At 74.1% G+C, this 17,294-nt stretch carries 16 protein-coding genes and 1 pseudogene; 11 read left to right on the top strand and 6 right to left on the bottom strand.

The genetic code is table 11. The annotated features are described in order from the left end of the window. Window positions 1-269: 269 nt before the first annotated feature. Window positions 270-1,589 (top strand): DUF6986 family protein, encoded by a 1,320-nt coding sequence (locus VKA29_RS23440; protein ID WP_324787914.1) that lies wholly within the window; start codon window positions 270-272, stop codon window positions 1,587-1,589. A gap of 224 nt (window positions 1,590-1,813) precedes the next feature. On the opposite strand, the gene VKA29_RS23435 is transcribed toward VKA29_RS23440, so the two are convergent. Further along, window positions 1,814-2,863: a LacI family DNA-binding transcriptional regulator gene (locus VKA29_RS23435; protein WP_420718545.1), complete on the bottom strand. Its 1,050-nt coding sequence runs from the start codon at window positions 2,861-2,863 to the stop codon at window positions 1,814-1,816. Between the two features lie 257 nt (window positions 2,864-3,120). Here VKA29_RS23435 and VKA29_RS23430 point away from each other — a divergent pair. From VKA29_RS23430 to VKA29_RS23415, 4 genes and pseudogenes are all read left to right on the top strand, one after another. Further along, window positions 3,121-4,059 (top strand): annotated as a pseudogene (locus VKA29_RS23430) (ROK family protein); the annotation flags it as partial. Window positions 4,060-4,959: 900 nt separating this feature from the next. Next, window positions 4,960-5,409 (top strand): DUF6098 family protein, encoded by a 450-nt coding sequence (locus VKA29_RS23425; protein WP_324787913.1) that lies wholly within the window; start codon window positions 4,960-4,962, stop codon window positions 5,407-5,409. Between the two features lie 44 nt (window positions 5,410-5,453). Beyond that, window positions 5,454-5,648 carry a hypothetical protein gene (locus VKA29_RS23420; protein ID WP_324787912.1) on the top strand — a complete coding sequence of 65 codons (195 nt, stop codon included), beginning with the start codon at window positions 5,454-5,456 and terminating at the stop codon, window positions 5,646-5,648. 145 nt (window positions 5,649-5,793) lie between these two features. After that, window positions 5,794-6,834, top strand: a complete 1,041-nt coding sequence (locus VKA29_RS23415) for an NUDIX hydrolase (protein WP_324787911.1) — start codon at window positions 5,794-5,796, stop codon at window positions 6,832-6,834. A gap of 71 nt (window positions 6,835-6,905) precedes the next feature. Here VKA29_RS23415 and VKA29_RS23410 read toward each other — a convergent pair whose 3' ends face one another. Together VKA29_RS23410 and VKA29_RS23405 are read right to left on the bottom strand one after the other, a co-directional pair. Beyond that, on the bottom strand, window positions 6,906-7,610 hold the full coding sequence (locus VKA29_RS23410; protein WP_324787910.1) for an MBL fold metallo-hydrolase: 705 nt from the start codon (window positions 7,608-7,610) through the stop codon (window positions 6,906-6,908). A 60-nt stretch (window positions 7,611-7,670) separates the two neighbouring features. Then, a complete protein-coding gene (locus VKA29_RS23405; RefSeq protein WP_324787909.1) occupies window positions 7,671-9,026 on the bottom strand; it encodes a dipeptidase in 1,356 nt (451 codons plus the stop codon). 132 nt (window positions 9,027-9,158) lie between these two features. Here VKA29_RS23405 and VKA29_RS23400 point away from each other — a divergent pair, with 132 nt between their 5' ends. Next, complete coding sequence (locus VKA29_RS23400) at window positions 9,159-10,391, top strand: geranylgeranyl reductase family protein (protein ID WP_324787908.1); 1,233 nt, start codon at window positions 9,159-9,161, stop codon at window positions 10,389-10,391. Here the strand turns inward: VKA29_RS23400 and VKA29_RS23395 are convergent. Continuing rightward, on the bottom strand, window positions 10,381-10,830 hold the full coding sequence (locus VKA29_RS23395) for a nitroreductase family deazaflavin-dependent oxidoreductase (RefSeq protein ID WP_324787927.1): 450 nt from the start codon (window positions 10,828-10,830) through the stop codon (window positions 10,381-10,383). The two genes, VKA29_RS23400 and VKA29_RS23395, sit on opposite strands and share 11 nt — an antisense overlap. 165 nt (window positions 10,831-10,995) lie before the next feature. On the opposite strand from VKA29_RS23395, the gene VKA29_RS23390 reads away from it, so the two are divergent. The 3 genes from VKA29_RS23390 to VKA29_RS23380 all read left to right on the top strand — a co-directional run bounded on the left by VKA29_RS23390 (window position 10,996) and on the right by VKA29_RS23380 (window position 13,767). Next, a complete protein-coding gene (locus VKA29_RS23390; RefSeq protein WP_324787907.1) occupies window positions 10,996-11,685 on the top strand; it encodes a TetR/AcrR family transcriptional regulator in 690 nt (229 codons plus the stop codon). A gap of 187 nt (window positions 11,686-11,872) precedes the next feature. Then, on the top strand, window positions 11,873-13,105 hold the full coding sequence (locus VKA29_RS23385) for a sensor histidine kinase (protein WP_324787906.1): 1,233 nt from the start codon (window positions 11,873-11,875) through the stop codon (window positions 13,103-13,105). Continuing rightward, window positions 13,102-13,767: a response regulator transcription factor gene (locus tag VKA29_RS23380; RefSeq protein ID WP_324787905.1), complete on the top strand. Its 666-nt coding sequence runs from the start codon at window positions 13,102-13,104 to the stop codon at window positions 13,765-13,767. Before VKA29_RS23385 ends, VKA29_RS23380 begins: the two co-directional genes overlap by 4 nt. Here the strand turns inward: VKA29_RS23380 and VKA29_RS23375 are convergent. Beyond that, window positions 13,728-14,012 carry a DUF6332 family protein gene (locus tag VKA29_RS23375; RefSeq protein WP_324787904.1) on the bottom strand — a complete coding sequence of 95 codons (285 nt, stop codon included), beginning with the start codon at window positions 14,010-14,012 and terminating at the stop codon, window positions 13,728-13,730. The genes VKA29_RS23380 and VKA29_RS23375 overlap by 40 nt on opposite strands. 99 nt (window positions 14,013-14,111) lie before the next feature. After that, window positions 14,112-14,846: a maleylpyruvate isomerase family mycothiol-dependent enzyme gene (locus VKA29_RS23370; protein WP_324787903.1), complete on the bottom strand. Its 735-nt coding sequence runs from the start codon at window positions 14,844-14,846 to the stop codon at window positions 14,112-14,114. A gap of 148 nt (window positions 14,847-14,994) precedes the next feature. Here VKA29_RS23370 and VKA29_RS23365 point away from each other — a divergent pair, with 148 nt between their 5' ends. Beyond that, window positions 14,995-16,137 (top strand): right-handed parallel beta-helix repeat-containing protein, encoded by a 1,143-nt coding sequence (locus VKA29_RS23365; RefSeq protein WP_324787902.1) that lies wholly within the window; start codon window positions 14,995-14,997, stop codon window positions 16,135-16,137. A gap of 49 nt (window positions 16,138-16,186) precedes the next feature. Next, window positions 16,187-17,215, top strand: a complete 1,029-nt coding sequence (locus VKA29_RS23360) for a methyltransferase (protein WP_324787901.1) — start codon at window positions 16,187-16,189, stop codon at window positions 17,213-17,215. Window positions 17,216-17,294 lie beyond the last annotated feature (79 nt).

Raw genomic sequence — 17,294 nt, 5'->3', positions numbered from 1 at the left:
TCGACTACGGCGTCGTCGGCGACCTCTTCGACGTCGTCCCCCAGCTCACCGAGGAGATCAACACCCGCAAGGGCTGATCAGCTCCGATCACGGCTCGAGGCTCCCGCGACCGCGCGAACGGTCGCGGGGGCCTCGACCCGTTCGACCCCGGCGCGAGCGACCGCGGACCGCGGCGAAACGGCTGTTGACCGGCGGGAAGAGGCGCGGATACCGTCGTTCAACGGATTGTTGATTCCGCTCGGCGGAAAGCGGCAGGCGGGAGACGCGGCATGGCACAGGACCGGCGGTCGGAGGTGCCGACGAGCCTCGCGGGCGTCGTCAGCGAGGAGATCGGCGCCTTCCTCGCGCCGGTCGACGCCGAACTGGAGCGCCGCTACCCCGGCGACCCGGGCACCCGTCAGCCCGTCCACACGGTCTACGTCCCCGGTGACGTGTTCGCCGCCGACACCGTCCGCTCCTGGGGCGACCAGGCCCTCGCCGCCCTCGACGAGCATGCCCCGGACGCCGCCTCGTTCGCCGCCGTTCTCGGCCTGTCCGGCGACCTCGCCGAGGCCGTCCACACCCGAGTGCGCGCCAAGCTGGAGCGTGAGCCGGTGGAAGACCTGCGCATCGACTTCGAGGACGGCTACGGCACGCGCCCGGACGCCGAGGAGGACGCGGCGGTGGCCCGGGCGGCCCGGCTGGTCGCGCAGGCGTACGCGACGGGCACCGCGGCCCCCTGGACGGGCATCCGCATGAAGTGTCTGGAGGCGCCGGTGCGCGACCGGGGCATCCGCACCCTCGACGTCTTCCTCACCGGCCTGACGGAGGCCGGCGGCCTGCCCGACGGGCTGCTGCTGACGCTGCCGAAGGTGACCTACCCGCAGCAGGTCACCGCCATGGTCCGGCTCCTGGAGGCCTTCGAGTCGGCGCGGGGACTGCCGCCCGGCCGGATCGGCTTCGAGATCCAGATCGAGACCGGCCAGGCGGTCCTCGCCGCCGACGGCACCGCGACGGTCGCCCGTCTGATCCAGGCGTCCGAGGGCCGCGCCACCGGCCTGCACTACGGCACCTTCGACTACAGCGCGGCCCTCGGTGTGTCCGCCGCCCACCAGGCCCCCGACCATCCGGCCGCCGACCACGCCAAGGCGGTCATGCAGGTCGCGGCCGCGGGCACCGGCGTACGGGTGTCGGACGGGTCGACCAACGTGCTGCCCGTCGGCCCCACCGAGCAGGTCCACGAGGCATGGCGGCTGCACTACCGCCTCACCCGTCGCGCCCTGGCCCGCGCCTTCTACCAGGGCTGGGACATGCACCCCGGCCACCTGCCGACCCGGTACGCCGCCGTCTTCGCCTTCTACCGCGAGGGCTTCCGGCAGGCCGCCGACCGCCTCGCCCGCTACGTCGCCCGGACCGGCGGCGATGTGATGGACGAGCCCGCCACCGCCAAGGCACTCGGCGGCTACCTGCTGCGCGGACTGCACTGCGGCGCGCTCGACGACGCCGAGGTCGCCGCGGCGACCGGTCTGACCACCGCCGACCTGGAAGGCTTCGCGGCCCCACGCAGGCCGCCGCGGGGACCCGGCGCCGGGCCGGACGCGCGCCGGTAGTCGCCGTACGGCACCGGCGCGCCCTCGCCCACGTCGAGAACCGCCGACTGCTCGGCGTCCGGCCGGAGGGCGAACAACTCCCTACCGTGCCCGGGGATCCGGCCGGTGACACGGCCCCGTGGCCCGGGTGCCGGGGACGGCGCGGCGGATCGCCGCGCGGTGTCCCGGCCGGGCCGGGCGCCTCGGGAGTGCGGTCCCGCACCGGCACGGGACGCTCGGTCCGCTCAGTCCGCAGGCGGGAGCTCGCCCGAGCCGCGGGCGATGAGCCGGGTCGGCACGTCGATGCGTTCCGGGACCACCAGGGTGCCGTCGAGCTGGCGGAACAGGCGCTCGGCCGCGGTACGGCCGATGGTCGCCGGGTCCTGGGCGATCACGGTGACGCCGGGCCGCAGCAGGTCGGCGAGCTCGATGTCGTCGAAGCCCACGAGGGCGACCGGGCGGGACCGCTCGGCGAGGACGCGGATCACGGTGACCGTCACCCGGTTGTTGCCCGTGAAGACCGCCGTGACCGGGTCGGGGCCGGACAGCATCTGCTCGGCCGCCCGGCGCACCCGCTGCGGGTCGGTGACGCCCAGCGACATCCAGGAGTCCGCCACCGGTATGCCGGCGTCCTCCATCGCGGCCCGGTAGCCGCGCAGCCGCTCGGCGGCCGTGTGGATGCGGGGCATGTCGCCGATGAAGCCGATCCGGCGGTGGCCGTGGGCGATCAGGTGGGCGACGCCGTCGCGGGCACCGCCGTAGTTGTCCGACAGGACCACGTCGGCGTCGATCTTCCCGGCCGGACGGTCGACGAAGACCACGGCGACGCCCGCCTTGATCTCGGGCTCCAGGTAGCGGTGGTCGTCACCGGCCGGGATCACCACCAGCCCGTCGACCCGCCGCGCGCACAGCGCGAGGGCCAGTTCCTGCTCACGGTCCGGGTCCTCCGCGCTGGAGCCGTTGATCAGCAGTGCCCCGTGGGCGCGGGCCACCTCCTCGACCGCGCGGCTGAGCGGCCCGTAGAACGGGTCGGCGAGGTCCTCGAGTATCAGGCCGATGCTCGCCGTGCGGCCCTTGCGCAGCACGCGCGCGCTGTCGTTGCGGCGGAAACCGAGGGCGTCGATGGCGTCCTGGACGCGGCGCTCCGTCTCCGGGGTGACGCCGGGCTCGCCGTTGACCACGCGGGAGACGGTCTTCAGGCCGACACCGGCGCGCGCGGCGACGTCCTTCATGGTCGGGCGGTTGCCGTAACGCATCCCGGTGGGACGGTCTGTTCGGCGTGCGGTCTCGGGCACGATGCGCTGTCCTTGTCCTGTCTCGCCCACGGGGCTGCATCGAGGCGCGGGGCCGACTCGAAGCATGGGCCTGTATGAGGATGTGGCGTCGAGCATAGAGCCTGGACAACGTTGTCATGGACGCGAGAGACTGTCCACCGCAAACTTCGGACCCGCGCCCCCACCGCGAGACCGGTTCACTGTACAGCGATGGCTGACGGGGGAACTTCCCCCTGGCGGACGGGAGATTCGATGGTTGACGGGGAGATCAGACACTGATGCAGACCGACCTCGTGGCCGCGCTCGACATCGGCGGCACCAAGATCGCCGGCGCCCTGGTGGACGGCCTCGGCCGGATCCTGGTGCGAGCGCAGCGCGCGACGCCCGCTCGGGAGGACGGCGAGACCGTCATGGGAGCGGTGGAGGAGGTGCTCCGCGAACTGGCCGGCTCGCCCCTGTGGCCGAGGGCCACGGCCCTCGGCATAGGCAGCGCCGGCCCGGTGGACGCCTCGGCCGGCACGGTGAGCCCGGTGAACGTGCCGGGGTGGCGTGCCTACCCGCTGGTGCGGCGGGTGCGGGAGGCGGCCGGCGGACTGCCCGTGGCGCTGATAGGCGACGGCGTGGCGATCACGGCGGCCGAGCACTGGCAGGGCGCCGCACGCGGACACGACAACGCGCTGTGCATGGTGGTCTCCACGGGCGTCGGGGGCGGTCTGGTGCTGGGCGGCCGGCTGCACCCGGGCCCGACCGGCAACGCGGGCCACATCGGCCACATCAGCGTGGACCTCGACGGGGACGCCTGCCCGTGCGGCTCGCGGGGCTGCGTCGAGCGCATCGCCAGCGGGCCCAACATCGCCCGCCGCGCCCTGGCCGGCGGCTGGCGGCCAGGCACCGACGGCGACGCCTCCGCCGCCGCGGTGGCCGCGGCCGCCCGCGCAGGCGACCCGGTCGCCCTCGCCTCCTTCGAACGTGCCGCCCAGGCGCTGGCCGCCGGTATCGCGGCCACCGCCACCCTGGTCGAGATCGACATCGCCGTGATCGGCGGCGGGGTGGGCGAGGCGGGCGAGGTGCTGTTCACGCCGCTGCGCAAGGCCCTCGGCGACTACGCCACCCTGTCGTTCGTGCGGGACCTGACCATCGTGCCGGCCCGGATGGGCACGGACGCGGGCCTGGTGGGAGCGGCCGCGGCGGCCCTCGCCGGACGCCCGGACACCGCGCCGGTCCGCCCGGATCCCGACAGACGGGCAGCAACGTTCCCCCGCGAACCGCGCCGCGCCGCGCCGCCCCGCCGCGCGCGCTGAGCCCTGCGTCCCGGCTCCGTGCCCAGTGCCCGGGTGTCGGGGCCGGTGCCGAGCGGTGTCTGCCGGGTGTTGAGTCCTGGCCGGTCCCGTGCTCCATGTCTTGTCCGGGCGTGCGGGGCGGGGGCCGGGGTCGAGTGCTGTGCGCGGGCTCCGGGGGTGGTGCCGGGTGTGGGGGGCCGGTGCCGAGCGGTGTCGGTCGGGTGTTGAGTCCTGGCCCGCCCCGTGCCCGGTGTCTGGTGTCTTAGGTCCGGTGCCCTGGCGCTGCGCGCTGTGCTCCGGCCCCTGGACTCCGGCCCCAGGTCCCGTGCCCGGGCTGCCTGCCCAGGCACCGTGTCCTGGCTCCGTGCCTGGGCCCTGTGCCGAGTCCGGGGTGCCAGGCGCCCGGCTCGGCGCGGGTGGCGGCGCGTATGCCGGACACCGCGGGGCAGTCGTCGTAGCCCCCCCCGCACGCGGGGCGGCGGCCATCACGGCGGCTGCGTCGGGCGGCGCACCAACCGGTGACGCGGACGAGCGGCGAGGCAGGGCGCGGCGGCCTGTTCGGCTCCGGCGGTCGGCGAAGCGACCGCCGTGGCGACGACCGGCGATCACGCGGGAGTTCCCCCCTGTCGGCCGGGTACCCGTCGGCTTCCGGGGCCGCTGGTCGTGGAGGTGCCGTGGTGAGGACGCCGGAAGAGCGCCTCGCCGGTCCCCGGGGTGCCCGCACTCCTCACCGGCGGAGCCGTCCGCCGCGGAGGGCGACGCCCGCGGTCGGGAGGCGGGCCGACCTGATCTGCCGGACGACGGGCCCCGCAACGCCCGGAAAGGAGCAGCGACCCCATGAGCACCTCCGACGAGCTGCCCGTTCTGCGGGACCTCCGTGAGCTGGCCCGCCTGGTGGACAGCACCCCCCACCTCTATGTGCGCTGGTCGCACGGCCCTGAGGCCGACGAGAACCACAGGGAGAGCCGGGACGCCCTGACGGGGGTGCGCATGTCCGGGCTGTCCGCCAACCCGCTCGACGTCGAGCCGTGGTGGGAGGACCGGCCGGTCGAGCTGTGGGTGGCCCGCCGGCTCTACGACTACTCCCACCTGCCGCGGGAGAAGGGCGGGGGAGTGCGGCCGTGGGTCCTGCGCGGCCGGGTCGAGGGGCGGGGCCCCGACAACGAGCCGCTGGTCACGAACGTCGAACCGGTCGGCTGGGTCGACGAGACGGTCATCCGGGAAGCGGTGGCCGCGGTCGTCGACCAGCGGGCGCCGTGGGGTCCCATGCGACGCGACGAGGGCTGAGCACGGAGCGTGACCCGGATGCCGTCCGCGCAGTTGGAACGGTCATGAAGAAGCGCAGCATGCTCGCCATCGCCTCCCTCGTCACCGGATTCGTCGTCGCGGCCGTCACCCCGTCCCACGCCGACGCGACGCACGGCGTCGCGGACCTGAACGTGCCGGACACCGTCGGCGGCGTCGACCACACCGTCGCCCTCGACAGCCCGGCCCCCGACGACCTGGCCGCGGGGAAGGACGGCTGACTCGGCCGGACGGCCGCGAGCCGGCGCCGGTGTCCCGGGACGGGGACACCGGCGCCGGCTCCGTACGCCCTCAACTGGGGCTGGTTTCCGTGGCAGGGTGGAGCGGGCAAGCCACAGGGGGCCAACAGAAGAGGGGGACCCGTCCGTGATCGTGTGGATCAACGGAGCGTTCGGTGCGGGGAAGACCACCACCGCACGGGAACTGATCGAACTGATCCCGAACAGCACGCTCTTCGACCCCGAGGTCATCGGCGCGGCGCTCACGCACCTGCTGCCGCCCAAACACCTCGCCGAGGTCGGTGACTTCCAGGACCTGCCGATCTGGCGGCGGCTCGTGATCGACACCGCGGCCGCGATGCTCGCCGAGCTGGGCGGGACCCTCGTGGTGCCCATGACCCTGCTGCGCCAGGAGTACCGCGACGAGATATTCGGCGGTCTGGCCGCACGCCGCATCACCGTGCGGCACGTCCTGCTCGCCCCGGCCGAAACGATCCTGCGTGAGCGCATAGCGAACCGGGAGGTTCCCGACGACCTCCCCGACGCGGACATCCGGCTCCGGCAGCGGGCGTACGACCACATCGATCCCTACCGGGCCGCCCTCGCCTCCTGGCTCACGGCCGACGCCCACCTCGTCGACACCAGCGGCCTGAATCCCTTCGAGACGGCGGTGCGCATAGCGGGGGCCGTGAGCAGCGGCGACGTGCCGGTGTGCGACATCGTGCAGACGCCCGAGCCCACCGCCGAGACCCTCGCCGCCGGCGTCCTCCTCTTCGACGAGCAGGACCGTGTGCTGCTGGTCGACCCCACCTACAAGGCGGGTTGGGAGTTCCCCGGAGGCGTCGTCGAGCCCGGCGAGGCCCCCGCACGGGCCGGTATGCGCGAGGTCGCCGAGGAGACCGGCATCCAGCTCGACGACGTACCGCGCCTGCTCGTCGTCGACTGGGAGGCGCCCGCGCCGCCCGGCTACGGCGGGCTGCGCCTGCTCTTCGACGGCGGCCTCCTCGACTCCACGGAGGCGGCCCGGCTCCTGCTGCCCGGTCCCGAACTGCGCGACTGGCGCTTCGTCACCGAGCAGGAGGCCGCCGACATGCTCCCGCCGGTCCGCTACGAGCGGCTGCGCTGGGCCCTGCGGGCGCGGGAGCGCGGAGCGGCGCTGTACCTGGAGGCGGGCGTCCCCTGCGGCTGAGCGGGCGACGCCGGCCGCCCCGGCGTGCCGTTCGGCGGGCGTGAGACCCGGTGGGTTCGGCGGGCGTCGGTTCAGCGGGCGTCCGTCCGCCGGTCCGCCGCCTGCCGGAGCACCGTGGACGCCCCGCCGTTCACCGGGTCGCCGTGGCCGAAGCACGCGACGTCCGGGTCGAGCGCCGCCAGTCGGCGGAACGAGTCGAGCAGGCGGGCCCGGTCGAGGTTGAACACGCCCGGGATCACGCTGCCGTCCACCGGCGACGCCGCGACCGTGTCCCCGGTGAACAGCACGCCGTACCGGGGGAGATGGAGGGCGATGCTGCCGTCCGTGTGACCGGGGACGTGGACGACCCGGGCCCCGCCGCCGAAGTCGAGGACGTCGCCGTCGGACAGCTCGGTCAGCCGCTCGGGGCGGGCGAAGTCCCCGTCCGGCAGGAGACCGGCGGCCTTCGCGTGCAGGGGGCGCTCCCAGTCCTCGAACGCCGGGGGCGGGCCCGGCACCTCGCCCCGGACCGCGGCGGCGTCCAGGCGGTGGGCCAGCACCTCCGCGCCGGTCAGCGCGGACAGGTCGCCCGCCCCGCCCGCGTGGTCGACGTGGAAGTGGGTGAGCACGATCCGCCGCAGGGTCCCGAGGGACCGGGCCGCGGCGGCGATCCGCGCCGCGGCGCCGGGCGGGCCCGCGTCGACGAGCGTCACGGCGTCGCCGTCCCGCCACAGGTATGCCTGTCCGACGGCGAAGCGCAGCAGGTGCAGCCGGGGGAGGATCTCGATGACGTCCATGACGGGAAGGTAAGGGCGCCCCACCGCGCGGCGGGGCGCCCTCTGCTGTCGGCAGAGCGGTCAGTTCGCCGCGTAGTTGCGCAGGAACAGCGCCTCGGCGACCGACAGATGCTCCAGTTCCGCGGGCGACACGCTCTCGTTCACGGCGTGGATCTGGGCCTCCGGCTCGCTCAGCCCGATCAGCAGGATCTCCGCACGGGGGTAGAGGGACGCGAGGGTGTTGCACAGCGGGATGGAGCCGCCCTGGCCGGCGTACTGCATCTCCCGGCCGGGGTAGGCGACCGCCATCGCATCCGCCATGGCCTGGTAGGCCGGGCTGGAGGTGTCCGCGCGGAAGGGCTGGCCCTGGCCGATCTGCTCGGTGCTCACCCGCGCGCCCCACGGCGTGTGCGCCTGGAGGTGGGCCTGCAGCAGCTTGGTCGCCTCGGCCGCGTCCACGCCCGGCGGCACCCGCAGGCTGATCAGCGCGCGGGCGCTCGCCTGCACGGACGGGGTGGCGCCGACGACCGGCGGGCAGTCGATGCCGAGCACCGTGACGGCCGGACGCGCCCAGATCCGGTCGGCGACCGAGCCGGAGCCGATCAGCCGCACGCCGTCGAGCACCTTGGCGTCCTGGCGGAACTGCTCCTCGTCGTAAGTCAGCCCCTCCCACGGCGTGGTGGGGGCCAGACCGTCGACCGTCGTCGAGCCGTCCTCGGCGCGCAGCGAGTCGAGGACGCGGATCAGGGCGGCCAGCGCGTCCGGCGCGGCACCGCCGAACTGCCCGGAGTGCAGGTTGCCTTCGAGGGTGTCGACCTGCACGCGGACCATGGTCATGCCGCGCAGGGTCGAGGTGACCGTCGGCAGGCCCACCCGGAAGTTGCCCGCGTCGCCGATGACGATGGTGTCGGCCGCGAGGAGGTCCGGGTGCTCCTCGGCATACCGCTCCAGGCCGCCCGTGCCCTGCTCCTCCGAGCCCTCGGCGATGAACTTGACGTGCACGGGTATGCCCCCGTCGGCCTTGAGGGCGCGCAGCGCGAGCAGGTGCATGATCACCCCGCCCTTGCAGTCGGCGGCGCCGCGCCCGTACCAGCGGCCGTCGCGCTCGGTCAGCTCGAAGGGCGGGGTGGCCCAGGCGGACTCGTCCAGCGGGGGCTGCACGTCGTAGTGGGCGTACAGCAGCACCGTCCTGGCGCCTTCGGGGCCGGGCAGGAAGCCGTAGACCGACTGGGTGCCGTCCGGCGTGTCGAGCAGGGCGACGTCCTGGAAGCCCTCGGCGGCGAGCGCGTCGGCGACCCAGCGGGCGGCGCCCTCGCTCTCGCTCCTGGGGAACTGGTCGAAGTCCGCCACCGACTTGAAGGCCACCAGTTCGGCGAGCTCCGTCCTCGCCCTCGGCATCAGCGAGGCGACGGTCTCGGCGACCGGATTCGACGACATGGGCACGCTCCTTGTGGGTGCGACGTTGTACGAGTGAAGTGCTGCGATCCTCCCACAGCGGCCTGCGACGACGTCCGCCGTAGGATGCACGGGACAGGTGCGGCAGCGGCTTGATCGGAGCAGTAGACCATCGTGAGCGGCGAGAACTCTTCGGCGGACGACGTGCAGCGGGTGTGGGACGTCGTCGTGGTGGGCGCGGGACCCGCGGGGGCCTCGGCCGCCTACGCGGCGGCGGTCGCGGGGCGGCGCGTGCTGTTGCTGGAGAAGGCCGAACTGCCGCGCTACAAGACGTGCGGCGGAGGCATCATCGGCCCCTCCCGCGACTGCCTGCCGCCCGGGTTCGAATTGCCGCTGCGCGACCGGGTGCACGCGGTGACGTTCTCCAACAACGGCCGCTTCACCCGTACCCGCCGCTCGAAGCAGATGCTGTTCGGGCTGATCAACCGGCCCGAGTTCGACCAGCAGTTGGTCGAGCACGCCGAGAAGGCGGGCGCCGAACTGCGGACGGGCGTCACCGTGCTGCGCGTCGAGCAGCACGGTTCGGCGGTGCCCGACCGGCGCACGGTCGCGGTGGTCCTCCAGGGCGGCGAGACGGTGCTGGCGCGGGCGGTCGTCGGCGCGGACGGCAGCGCCGGCCGGATAGGGGCGCACGTCGGCGTCAAGCTCGACCAGGTGGACCTCGGTCTGGAGGCCGAGATCCCGGTGCCCGAGACCGTCGCGGAGGACTGGACCGGGCGGGTGCTCATCGACTGGGGCCCGATGCCCGGCAGTTACGGCTGGGTGTTCCCCAAGGGAGACACGCTGACGGTCGGTGTGATCTCCCGGCGCGGCGAGGGCGCCGCCACCAAGCGGTACCTGGAGGAGTTCATCGGCCGGCTCGGCCTCGCCGGCTTCGAACCGAGCATCTCCTCCGGCCATCTGACGCGCTGCCGGGCCGACGACTCGCCGCTGTCGCGGGGGCGGGTGCTGGTGTGCGGCGACGCGGCGGGGCTGCTGGAACCGTGGACCCGGGAGGGGATCTCCTTCGCGCTGCGCTCCGGGCGGCTCGCGGGGGAGTGGGCGGTGCGGATCGCCGAGGCGCACGACGCGGTGGACGCCCGGCGCCAGGCCCTGAACTACGCGTTCGCGATCAAGGCGGGCCTCGGCGTCGAGATGAGCGTCGGCAAGCGGATGCTGGCGGCCTTCGAGCGCCGTCCGGGGCTGTTCCACGCGGCGCTGACCGGCTTCCGTCCCGCGTGGAAGGCGTTCAAGGACATCACCCAGGGCTCGACCTCGCTCGGCGAGCTCATCCGCAGCCATCCCATGGCGCAGCGGGCCCTGGGCGTGCTGGACCGCCGTCCCGCCGAGGGTGAGGTCAACCCGTGACGGTGATGCGGAAGACGGGGTGGTCGGGGGCGATGCGGCGCAGGTCGGCGTCGGGGGAGTCGGGGCCGACGCCCTTGAAGAACACCCCGACCTCGGCCTTCCAGCGCTTGAGGTAGGCGCGCAGCAGCGGCACCTTGTCGTCGTCGGCGACCTCGACGGCGGTGAACACGTCCACGTGCTTGCCGAGACGCAGCTCGCCCCCGCCGGCCGCGCGCATGTTGTGGGTCCACTGCACGTGGCCGCGCGGCGCGAGCAGGTACTGCTGCCCGTCCACGGTCAGCAGGTTCACCGGGGTGGTCCGCCACTGGCCGCTCTTGCGGCCGCGGACCGCCAGCACCCTGGAGCCCCAGACGCTGACGCCCCGGCGGGTCATCCACGCGACGAAACGGTTCATGACGTTGACGGTGAACCAGCCGGGCTTCTGGACGTGCGTGGACATGGTGATCCCCATCTGCTTTCAGAGCGTCGCTCTCTTTTGTGAGCACTGCTCTCGCTCATGGGACAGTCTGCACGCGTCGGTGACACTTGACAAGAGCGGTGCTCTCTTTTGTGTTCACTGCTCTTTTCTGTGTGCACTGCTCTCGTTCCGTGCGAGACTGCTTCCATGAGCACCGCACACAGCGCCCGCGCCCGCGCCCGGATCGAGGTCACCGCGGCCATCAAGGAGGCGGCCCGCAGACAGCTCGCGGCCGACGGCGCCGCCAAGCTCTCGCTGCGGGCCGTGGCCCGCGAGCTCGGCATGGTCTCCTCGGCGCTCTACCGGTACTTCCCCAGCCGCGACGACCTGCTGACCGCCCTCATCATCGACGCCTACGACTCCCTCGGCGATGCCGCCGAAGCGGCGCACCGGACACTCCCCGATGACGCCGGCCCCCTGCGCCGCTGGACCGCCGTGTGCGGGGCGGTACGCGACTGGGCGCTCGCCAACCCGCACGAGTACGCGCTGATCTACGGCACGCCGGTCCCCGGCTACGCCGCCCCCGACACCACCGTCCCGGCCGCCGCCCGCGTCCCCCTCCTGCTGATCGGCGTCGTGCGCGACGCGCACCGGGACACCGGCGTGAGCGGGCCCCCACTGCCCGCCGAACTGCGCACCGAGGCCGAGCGGATGACCGCAGACGTCGCCCCGGACCTCCCGCCGGCCGTGGCGACGGCCCTCGTCGCGGCCTGGGCCGAGCTGTACGGGCTCGTCGGGTTCGAACTCTTCGGCCAGTTCAACCGGGTCGTCGAGGACCGGGAGCCGTTCTTCCGGTACGCCGTGGAGCGGCTGGGCCGCGCGGTGGGCCTGGCATAGGCCCCGTGGCGCCGACGGGCGTCCTGCGGGACGCTCCGTGCGCCGACGGTCCGCTTCCCGGACGCTCCGTGCGCCGACGGACGTGCTCCGGGACGCACGTACCGACGGGTGTACTTCCGGGGGAGTACGTGTGATCACCTCGTCCGGCCGACGCCCGCCGCGCCCCGCGCCGTCTAGCGTGGCGGTCATGGCGAAGCAGCGTGGGCCCGGCGCCGGGCCGCCGCCGTGGTGGCGGCACGGGCCGCCGTGGCCGGACCGCCGGGGCGAGGGGGAGCGGACGGACCGACGGCCGTGGCGCTCGACCCTGCTGCTCACCGCCTTCGTGCTGGTCGGCTCCTCCTACGCGGCCCACCAACAGCCCGATCGGGCCTCGCTCGACGTCTTCGCGCGGGTCCTGCTGATCGTGGGCTCGGGCCTGCTGCTGTGGCGGCGACGGCACCCGGTGGCCGTCGTGTTCGGCACGGCCGGGGCCGCCGTGCTCTACCTGGGCGCCGGGTACCCCTACGGCCCGGTCTTCCTCACCGTCGTGGTGGCCTGCTTCGGTGCCGTGGTCTCCGGCCACCGCCGGGCCGCCTGGACCGCGGTGGGGATGCTGTGGGCCGGTCACGTGCTGGTGGCCCATCTGCTCTACCGGTGGCTGCCGCCGGCCGGGGACGCGCCGGCCTCCTGGGGGCAGGAGGCCGCGATCGCCGCATGGGTGGCCGCGATCGTCGCGGCGGCCGAACTGGCCCGGACGCGGCGTGAGCAGTGGGCGCGCCAACAGGCCGAGCGGGCGCAGGCGGCGCGGCGCCGGGCCGACGAGGAGCGGTTGCGGATCGCCCGCGAACTGCACGACGTCCTCGCCCACAGCATCTCCGTGATCCATGTCCAGGCGGGCGTCGGACTGGCCCTCCTCGACACCGACCCGGAGCAGGCCCGTACCGCGCTCAGCACCATCAGGTCCGCGAGCAAGGAGGCGCTCGGCGAGGTGCGCCAGGTGCTCGACACGCTCCGCACGCCCGGCGACGCGCCGCGCGCTCCGGCGCCCGGCCTGGCGCGGCTGCCCGAGCTGGTACGGCAGGCGGCGAGCGCCGGACTCACCGTGACCGTCCAGGGCGAGCCTCCCCGGCTCGCGCCGGGCACGGACCTCGCCGCCTTCCGCATCGTCCAGGAGGCGCTCACCAATGTCCTACGGCACTCGGGCTCGCGCGGCGCGCGCGTGCGCGTGGAGCGCGACGGCCGGGCGCTGCGGCTGCGCGTCGACGACGACGGTCCGGCGACCGGCGCCGACGCGGGCGGCAGCGGCAACGGACTGGCGGGAATGCGGGAGCGGGCGGCCGCGCTGGGTGGCACGATCGAGGCGGGGCCGCGCCCCGACGGGGGGTTCCGGGTGCTCGCCGTACTGCCGTTGCGGGGGAAGGCCGAGGAGGACGACCGGTGATCCGCGTACTGCTCGCCGACGACCAGTCCCTGGTGCGCGCCGGTTTCCGGGCGCTGCTCGACGTCCAGCCGGACATCGAGGTCGCGGGCGAGGCCGCCGACGGCGAGGAGGCGCTGCGCGAGGTGCGCGAACTGCGCCCGGACGTCGTGCTGATGGACATCCGCATGCCGTTGCTGGACGGTCTGGCCGCCACCCGCCGCATCACCGAGGACGCCTGGTCACGGGACGTCAGGGTGGTCATGCTGACCACCTTCGAACTCGACGAGTACGTCTTCGAGGCGATCCGCGCCGGGGCGTCCGGCTTCCTGGTGAAGGACACCGAGCCGGACGAACTCCTGCGCGCCGTGCGGGCGGTGGTCGCCGGCGACGCGCTGCTGTCGCCCGGCGTCACGCGCCGTCTGATCGCCGAGTTCGCGGCCCGCTCCAAGGAGCCCGCGGCCGAGAGCGCCCTCGCCGGACTCACCGAGCGGGAGCGCGAGGTGATGGCCCTGGTCGGCCTGGGCCTGTCCAACGACGAGATCGCCCGCCGCCTGGTCGTCAGCCCGCTCACCGCCAAGACCCACGTCAGCCGCACGATGGTCAAGCTCGGCGCCCGGGACCGGGCGCAACTGGTCGTCCTCGCCTACGAGTCGGGCCTGGTACGCCCCGGCTGGCTGGGCTGACCGGCCCGCTGGAAACGCAGCAGCACGCTCACCACCCGGACGGCGAACAGCACGCCCGCGATCGCGAGCCCCGCGCGCACCAGCGGCGCCGAGAAGGCCGGCGGCAGGTCGGAGAGCAGGGCCGGGCAGGCCACCGCCCCGAGGACCACCGCCGCCGCGAACGCCGCGCTGCACAGCGCGTGCCCGACCTCGACGGTGACCGCGTCCCGCCCGGCCTGACCGCGTCGTCCCCCGTGATGCTCCACGGGACGAGTCGACAGCCGGGCGCCCGGCGAGGCAACCGGCTGTGCCGGACACCCGCGGGGGAGGCGGGCCCCGAGCCGCGTGCGGTGAGGCGCACCGGCTCAGCCCACGGCGGACCGCTCCCGCCACAGCTCGGCGACCGACGCGTCGCCGCTCACGTCCGGGAACGGCGCCCGGTTCCACAGCGCGAGGTACAACCGCGCGGCGGGCCCGGCCACTTCGCAGTCGGCGGGCTCCTCACCGCCCCGCCCGGTCACCGGCGCCTCCGGCGACAGCCGTACGGTCCACACCGCGCCGTCCACGTCCGTCGCCCGCACCCGCAGCACCCTGGGCTGCTCACTGCGGACCCGGCTCCTGGCGCGGGCGTGGAAGCCGCGCAGCAACTCGTCGACGCCGTCCGCCGCGAAGGCGGGGGAGATCGCGGTGGGCGTGCCGCCTCCCGCCAGCTCCGCGTCGACGCGGTGCACGGTCGTCTCGTGCGCCTGGCGGCGCGCCCAGAAGGCGAGCGGTGACGGGGCGGGCAGGAACTGCCAGCACTCGACGCCGGGCGCGGCGGAGGCCAGCGTGCCGACCAGGCGCCGATGTTCGTCGCGGTACCAGGCCACCAGTTCGGCGCCGTCCTCGCCGGGCTGGTCCGGCATGGGCCGGGGAGAGGTCTGCCGCTCGGCGACGAACGCCGCCGCCCACCGGTGCGCCACCCCCGTGTGCCGCAGCAGGTCCCGCACCTGCCAGCCCGGGCAGGTGGGGATCTCTGCGTCGCTTCCCGCCGTCTCCGCCGCCGCGGCCAGCAGGCGGCCCTCCCGGTCGAGGATCCGTACGAACTCGGCTGTCTCCATGGGGGGAGTGTGCCGGATGGAGCGCGGTCGAACGCAAGACGGGTCCGGTCGGCCCGCACGCCGTGACGCGACGCCGGTCGCCGGCGGACACGCCACCGAACGGCTCAACCGGCTGGAATCGGGACGAATGGGTCATATCTTGCTCGGCATGGCGAAAATCCATATCACCTGCCTGGCGTGTACCGCGGCGGTCTTCGCGACCGCCCTCGGCGCGGCCCCGCCGGGAGCCGGTCACAAGGTCCACACGGTCCGTCCGGGGCAGTCGATCCAGAAGGCGGTGGACGCCGCCGCACCCGGAGACACCGTCCTCGTTCGACCGGGCGTCTACCACGAGAGCGTCGAGGTGACCAAGCCCGGGCTCACCCTGCGCGGCAGCGGCCCCAGGACCGTGCTGGAACCGGGCGCGAACGCGGGGAAGGGCACGGCCGACGGCCCGGCCGAGGCCCATGGCAAGGAGGCGGGCCCGGTCAAGGGCAGGCGCGAGGCCGCCGCGAAGTCCGCCGCCGGCTGCGCCGCGGGCGGCAACGGCATCTGCGTGGTGGGCACCAAGGGCCACGAGGTGAAGGGCGTCACCGTGGCCTCCCTGACGGTGACCGGCTTCGCCAGGGCCGGCGTGTACAGCACGTACACCACCGACCTCACCGTCCGCGACGTGGCCGCGGTCCGGAACACCGTCTGGGGCATCGCCCAGGAGCGGTCGATCCACGGCGTGTTCCAGGGCAACACCGTGCGGGACAACGGTGACGCGGGCCTGTTCATCGCCAACACCGTCAAGGCCGAGGAAGGCTCCGTGGACACCCGGGGCACGGTGGTGGAGTACAACCGGCTGCAGGGCAACCGCACCGGCGTCACCGTCCGGCGCCTGCGCGACGTCGACGTGGTGCGCAACGACATCACCGGCAACTGCGTGGGCGCCTTCGTCGTCGGCGACGAGAACAAGCCGAAGGCCGGCGACCTGGTCATCGCGTACAACCGCATCGTCCGCAACAACAAGTCCTGCCCGAAGACCGCGCGGCTGCCCGCCCTGCAGGGCTCCGGTGTCGTCCTCACCGGCGCCGAGCAGAACGCGGTGCGGGACAACTGGATCACGGACCACGCCGGCACCTCCCCGCTGTCGGGCGGCATCGTGCTGTTCAAGAGCTTCGTCGGCGCCACCAACGACCACAACCGCATCAGCGACAACGTGCTGCGGCGCAACTCGCCGGCCGACCTCGTCGACGCGGACACCGGCAAGGACAACACCTTCACCGACAACACGTGCCGGGTGTCCAAGCCGGCCGGACTGTGCTGACCGGCCGCCCGCGGCCGGCCGTGAACCACACGAGGAGGAAAGGCGGCACATGACGACCGAACAGACCGCACCACCGCCGTCCATGCGGCTCAGGGAACTCGCGTTCGGGGCGGCGTGCGCCGCCGCCCTGCGCGCGGCGGCCCGGCTCGGCGTGGCCGACGCCCTCGGCGACGGCCCCACGAGCGTGGAGGACCTGGCCGCCGCGGTGAAGGCCGAACCGCGGCCGCTGCGAAGGCTGTTGCGCGCCCTGTCCTGCTACGGCGTCTTCGCCGAGCGGCAGGACGGGACGTTCGAGCACACGGACATGTCCCGGCTGCTGCGGGAGAACGACCCGCACAGCCTGCGCTACATCTCCCTGTGGTGCACCGAGCCGTGGACCTGGGACGCCTGGCCGAAACTGGACGAGGCGGTGCGCACCGGCCGCAACGTCGTGGAGGACCTGTACGGCAAGGAGTTCTTCGTCTACCTCAACGAGGACGCCCCCGAATCGGCCGAGGTCTTCAACCGCGCCATGACGACCTCCAGCATGCAGTCCGCCCAGGAGGTCGCCGGGGTCCTCGACCTGTCGGGGAGCACGTCGGTCGTGGACATCGGCGGCGGGCAGGGCCACGTCGTGGCGAGCCTGCTCGACAAGTACCCCTCGATGCACGGCACCCTGCTCGACCTGCCGCAGGTGGTGGAGCGGGCCGACCCGCGGCTGCGCGGCTCGGGAGATCTCGCCGGCCGGGTGAACATCGTCCCCGGCGACTGCCGTGAGGCCGTCCCCGTCCGGGCCGACGTGTACATCATCAAGAACATCCTGGAGTGGGACGACGACAGCACCGCCCGCACCCTGCGCAACGTCATCGAGACGGGCGGCCCCGGCACCCGGGTCGTCGTCATCGAGAACCTGGTGGACGACACCCCCTCGATGCGGTTCAGCACCGGCATGGACCTGCTGCTGCTCCTCAACGTCGGCGGTGCCAAGCACACCACCGAGAGCATGGTCGGCCGGCTGACCGGCGCGGGCCTCGTCATCGACGACATCCGCCCGGTCAACCCCTACCTGCACGCGTTCGACTGCCACGTCCCCGCCTGACCGGGCAGACCCGACCGCACAGACCACCGGCCGCCGGGTCCGCAGCGCCACGGACCCGGCGGCCGGTCGTGCCGGACCG

It is taken from the genome of Streptomyces sp. H51 (assembly GCF_035656535.1).
Taxonomy (GTDB): domain Bacteria; phylum Actinomycetota; class Actinomycetes; order Streptomycetales; family Streptomycetaceae; genus Streptomyces.
This window is presented reverse-complemented; position numbering and strand designations above follow the sequence as displayed.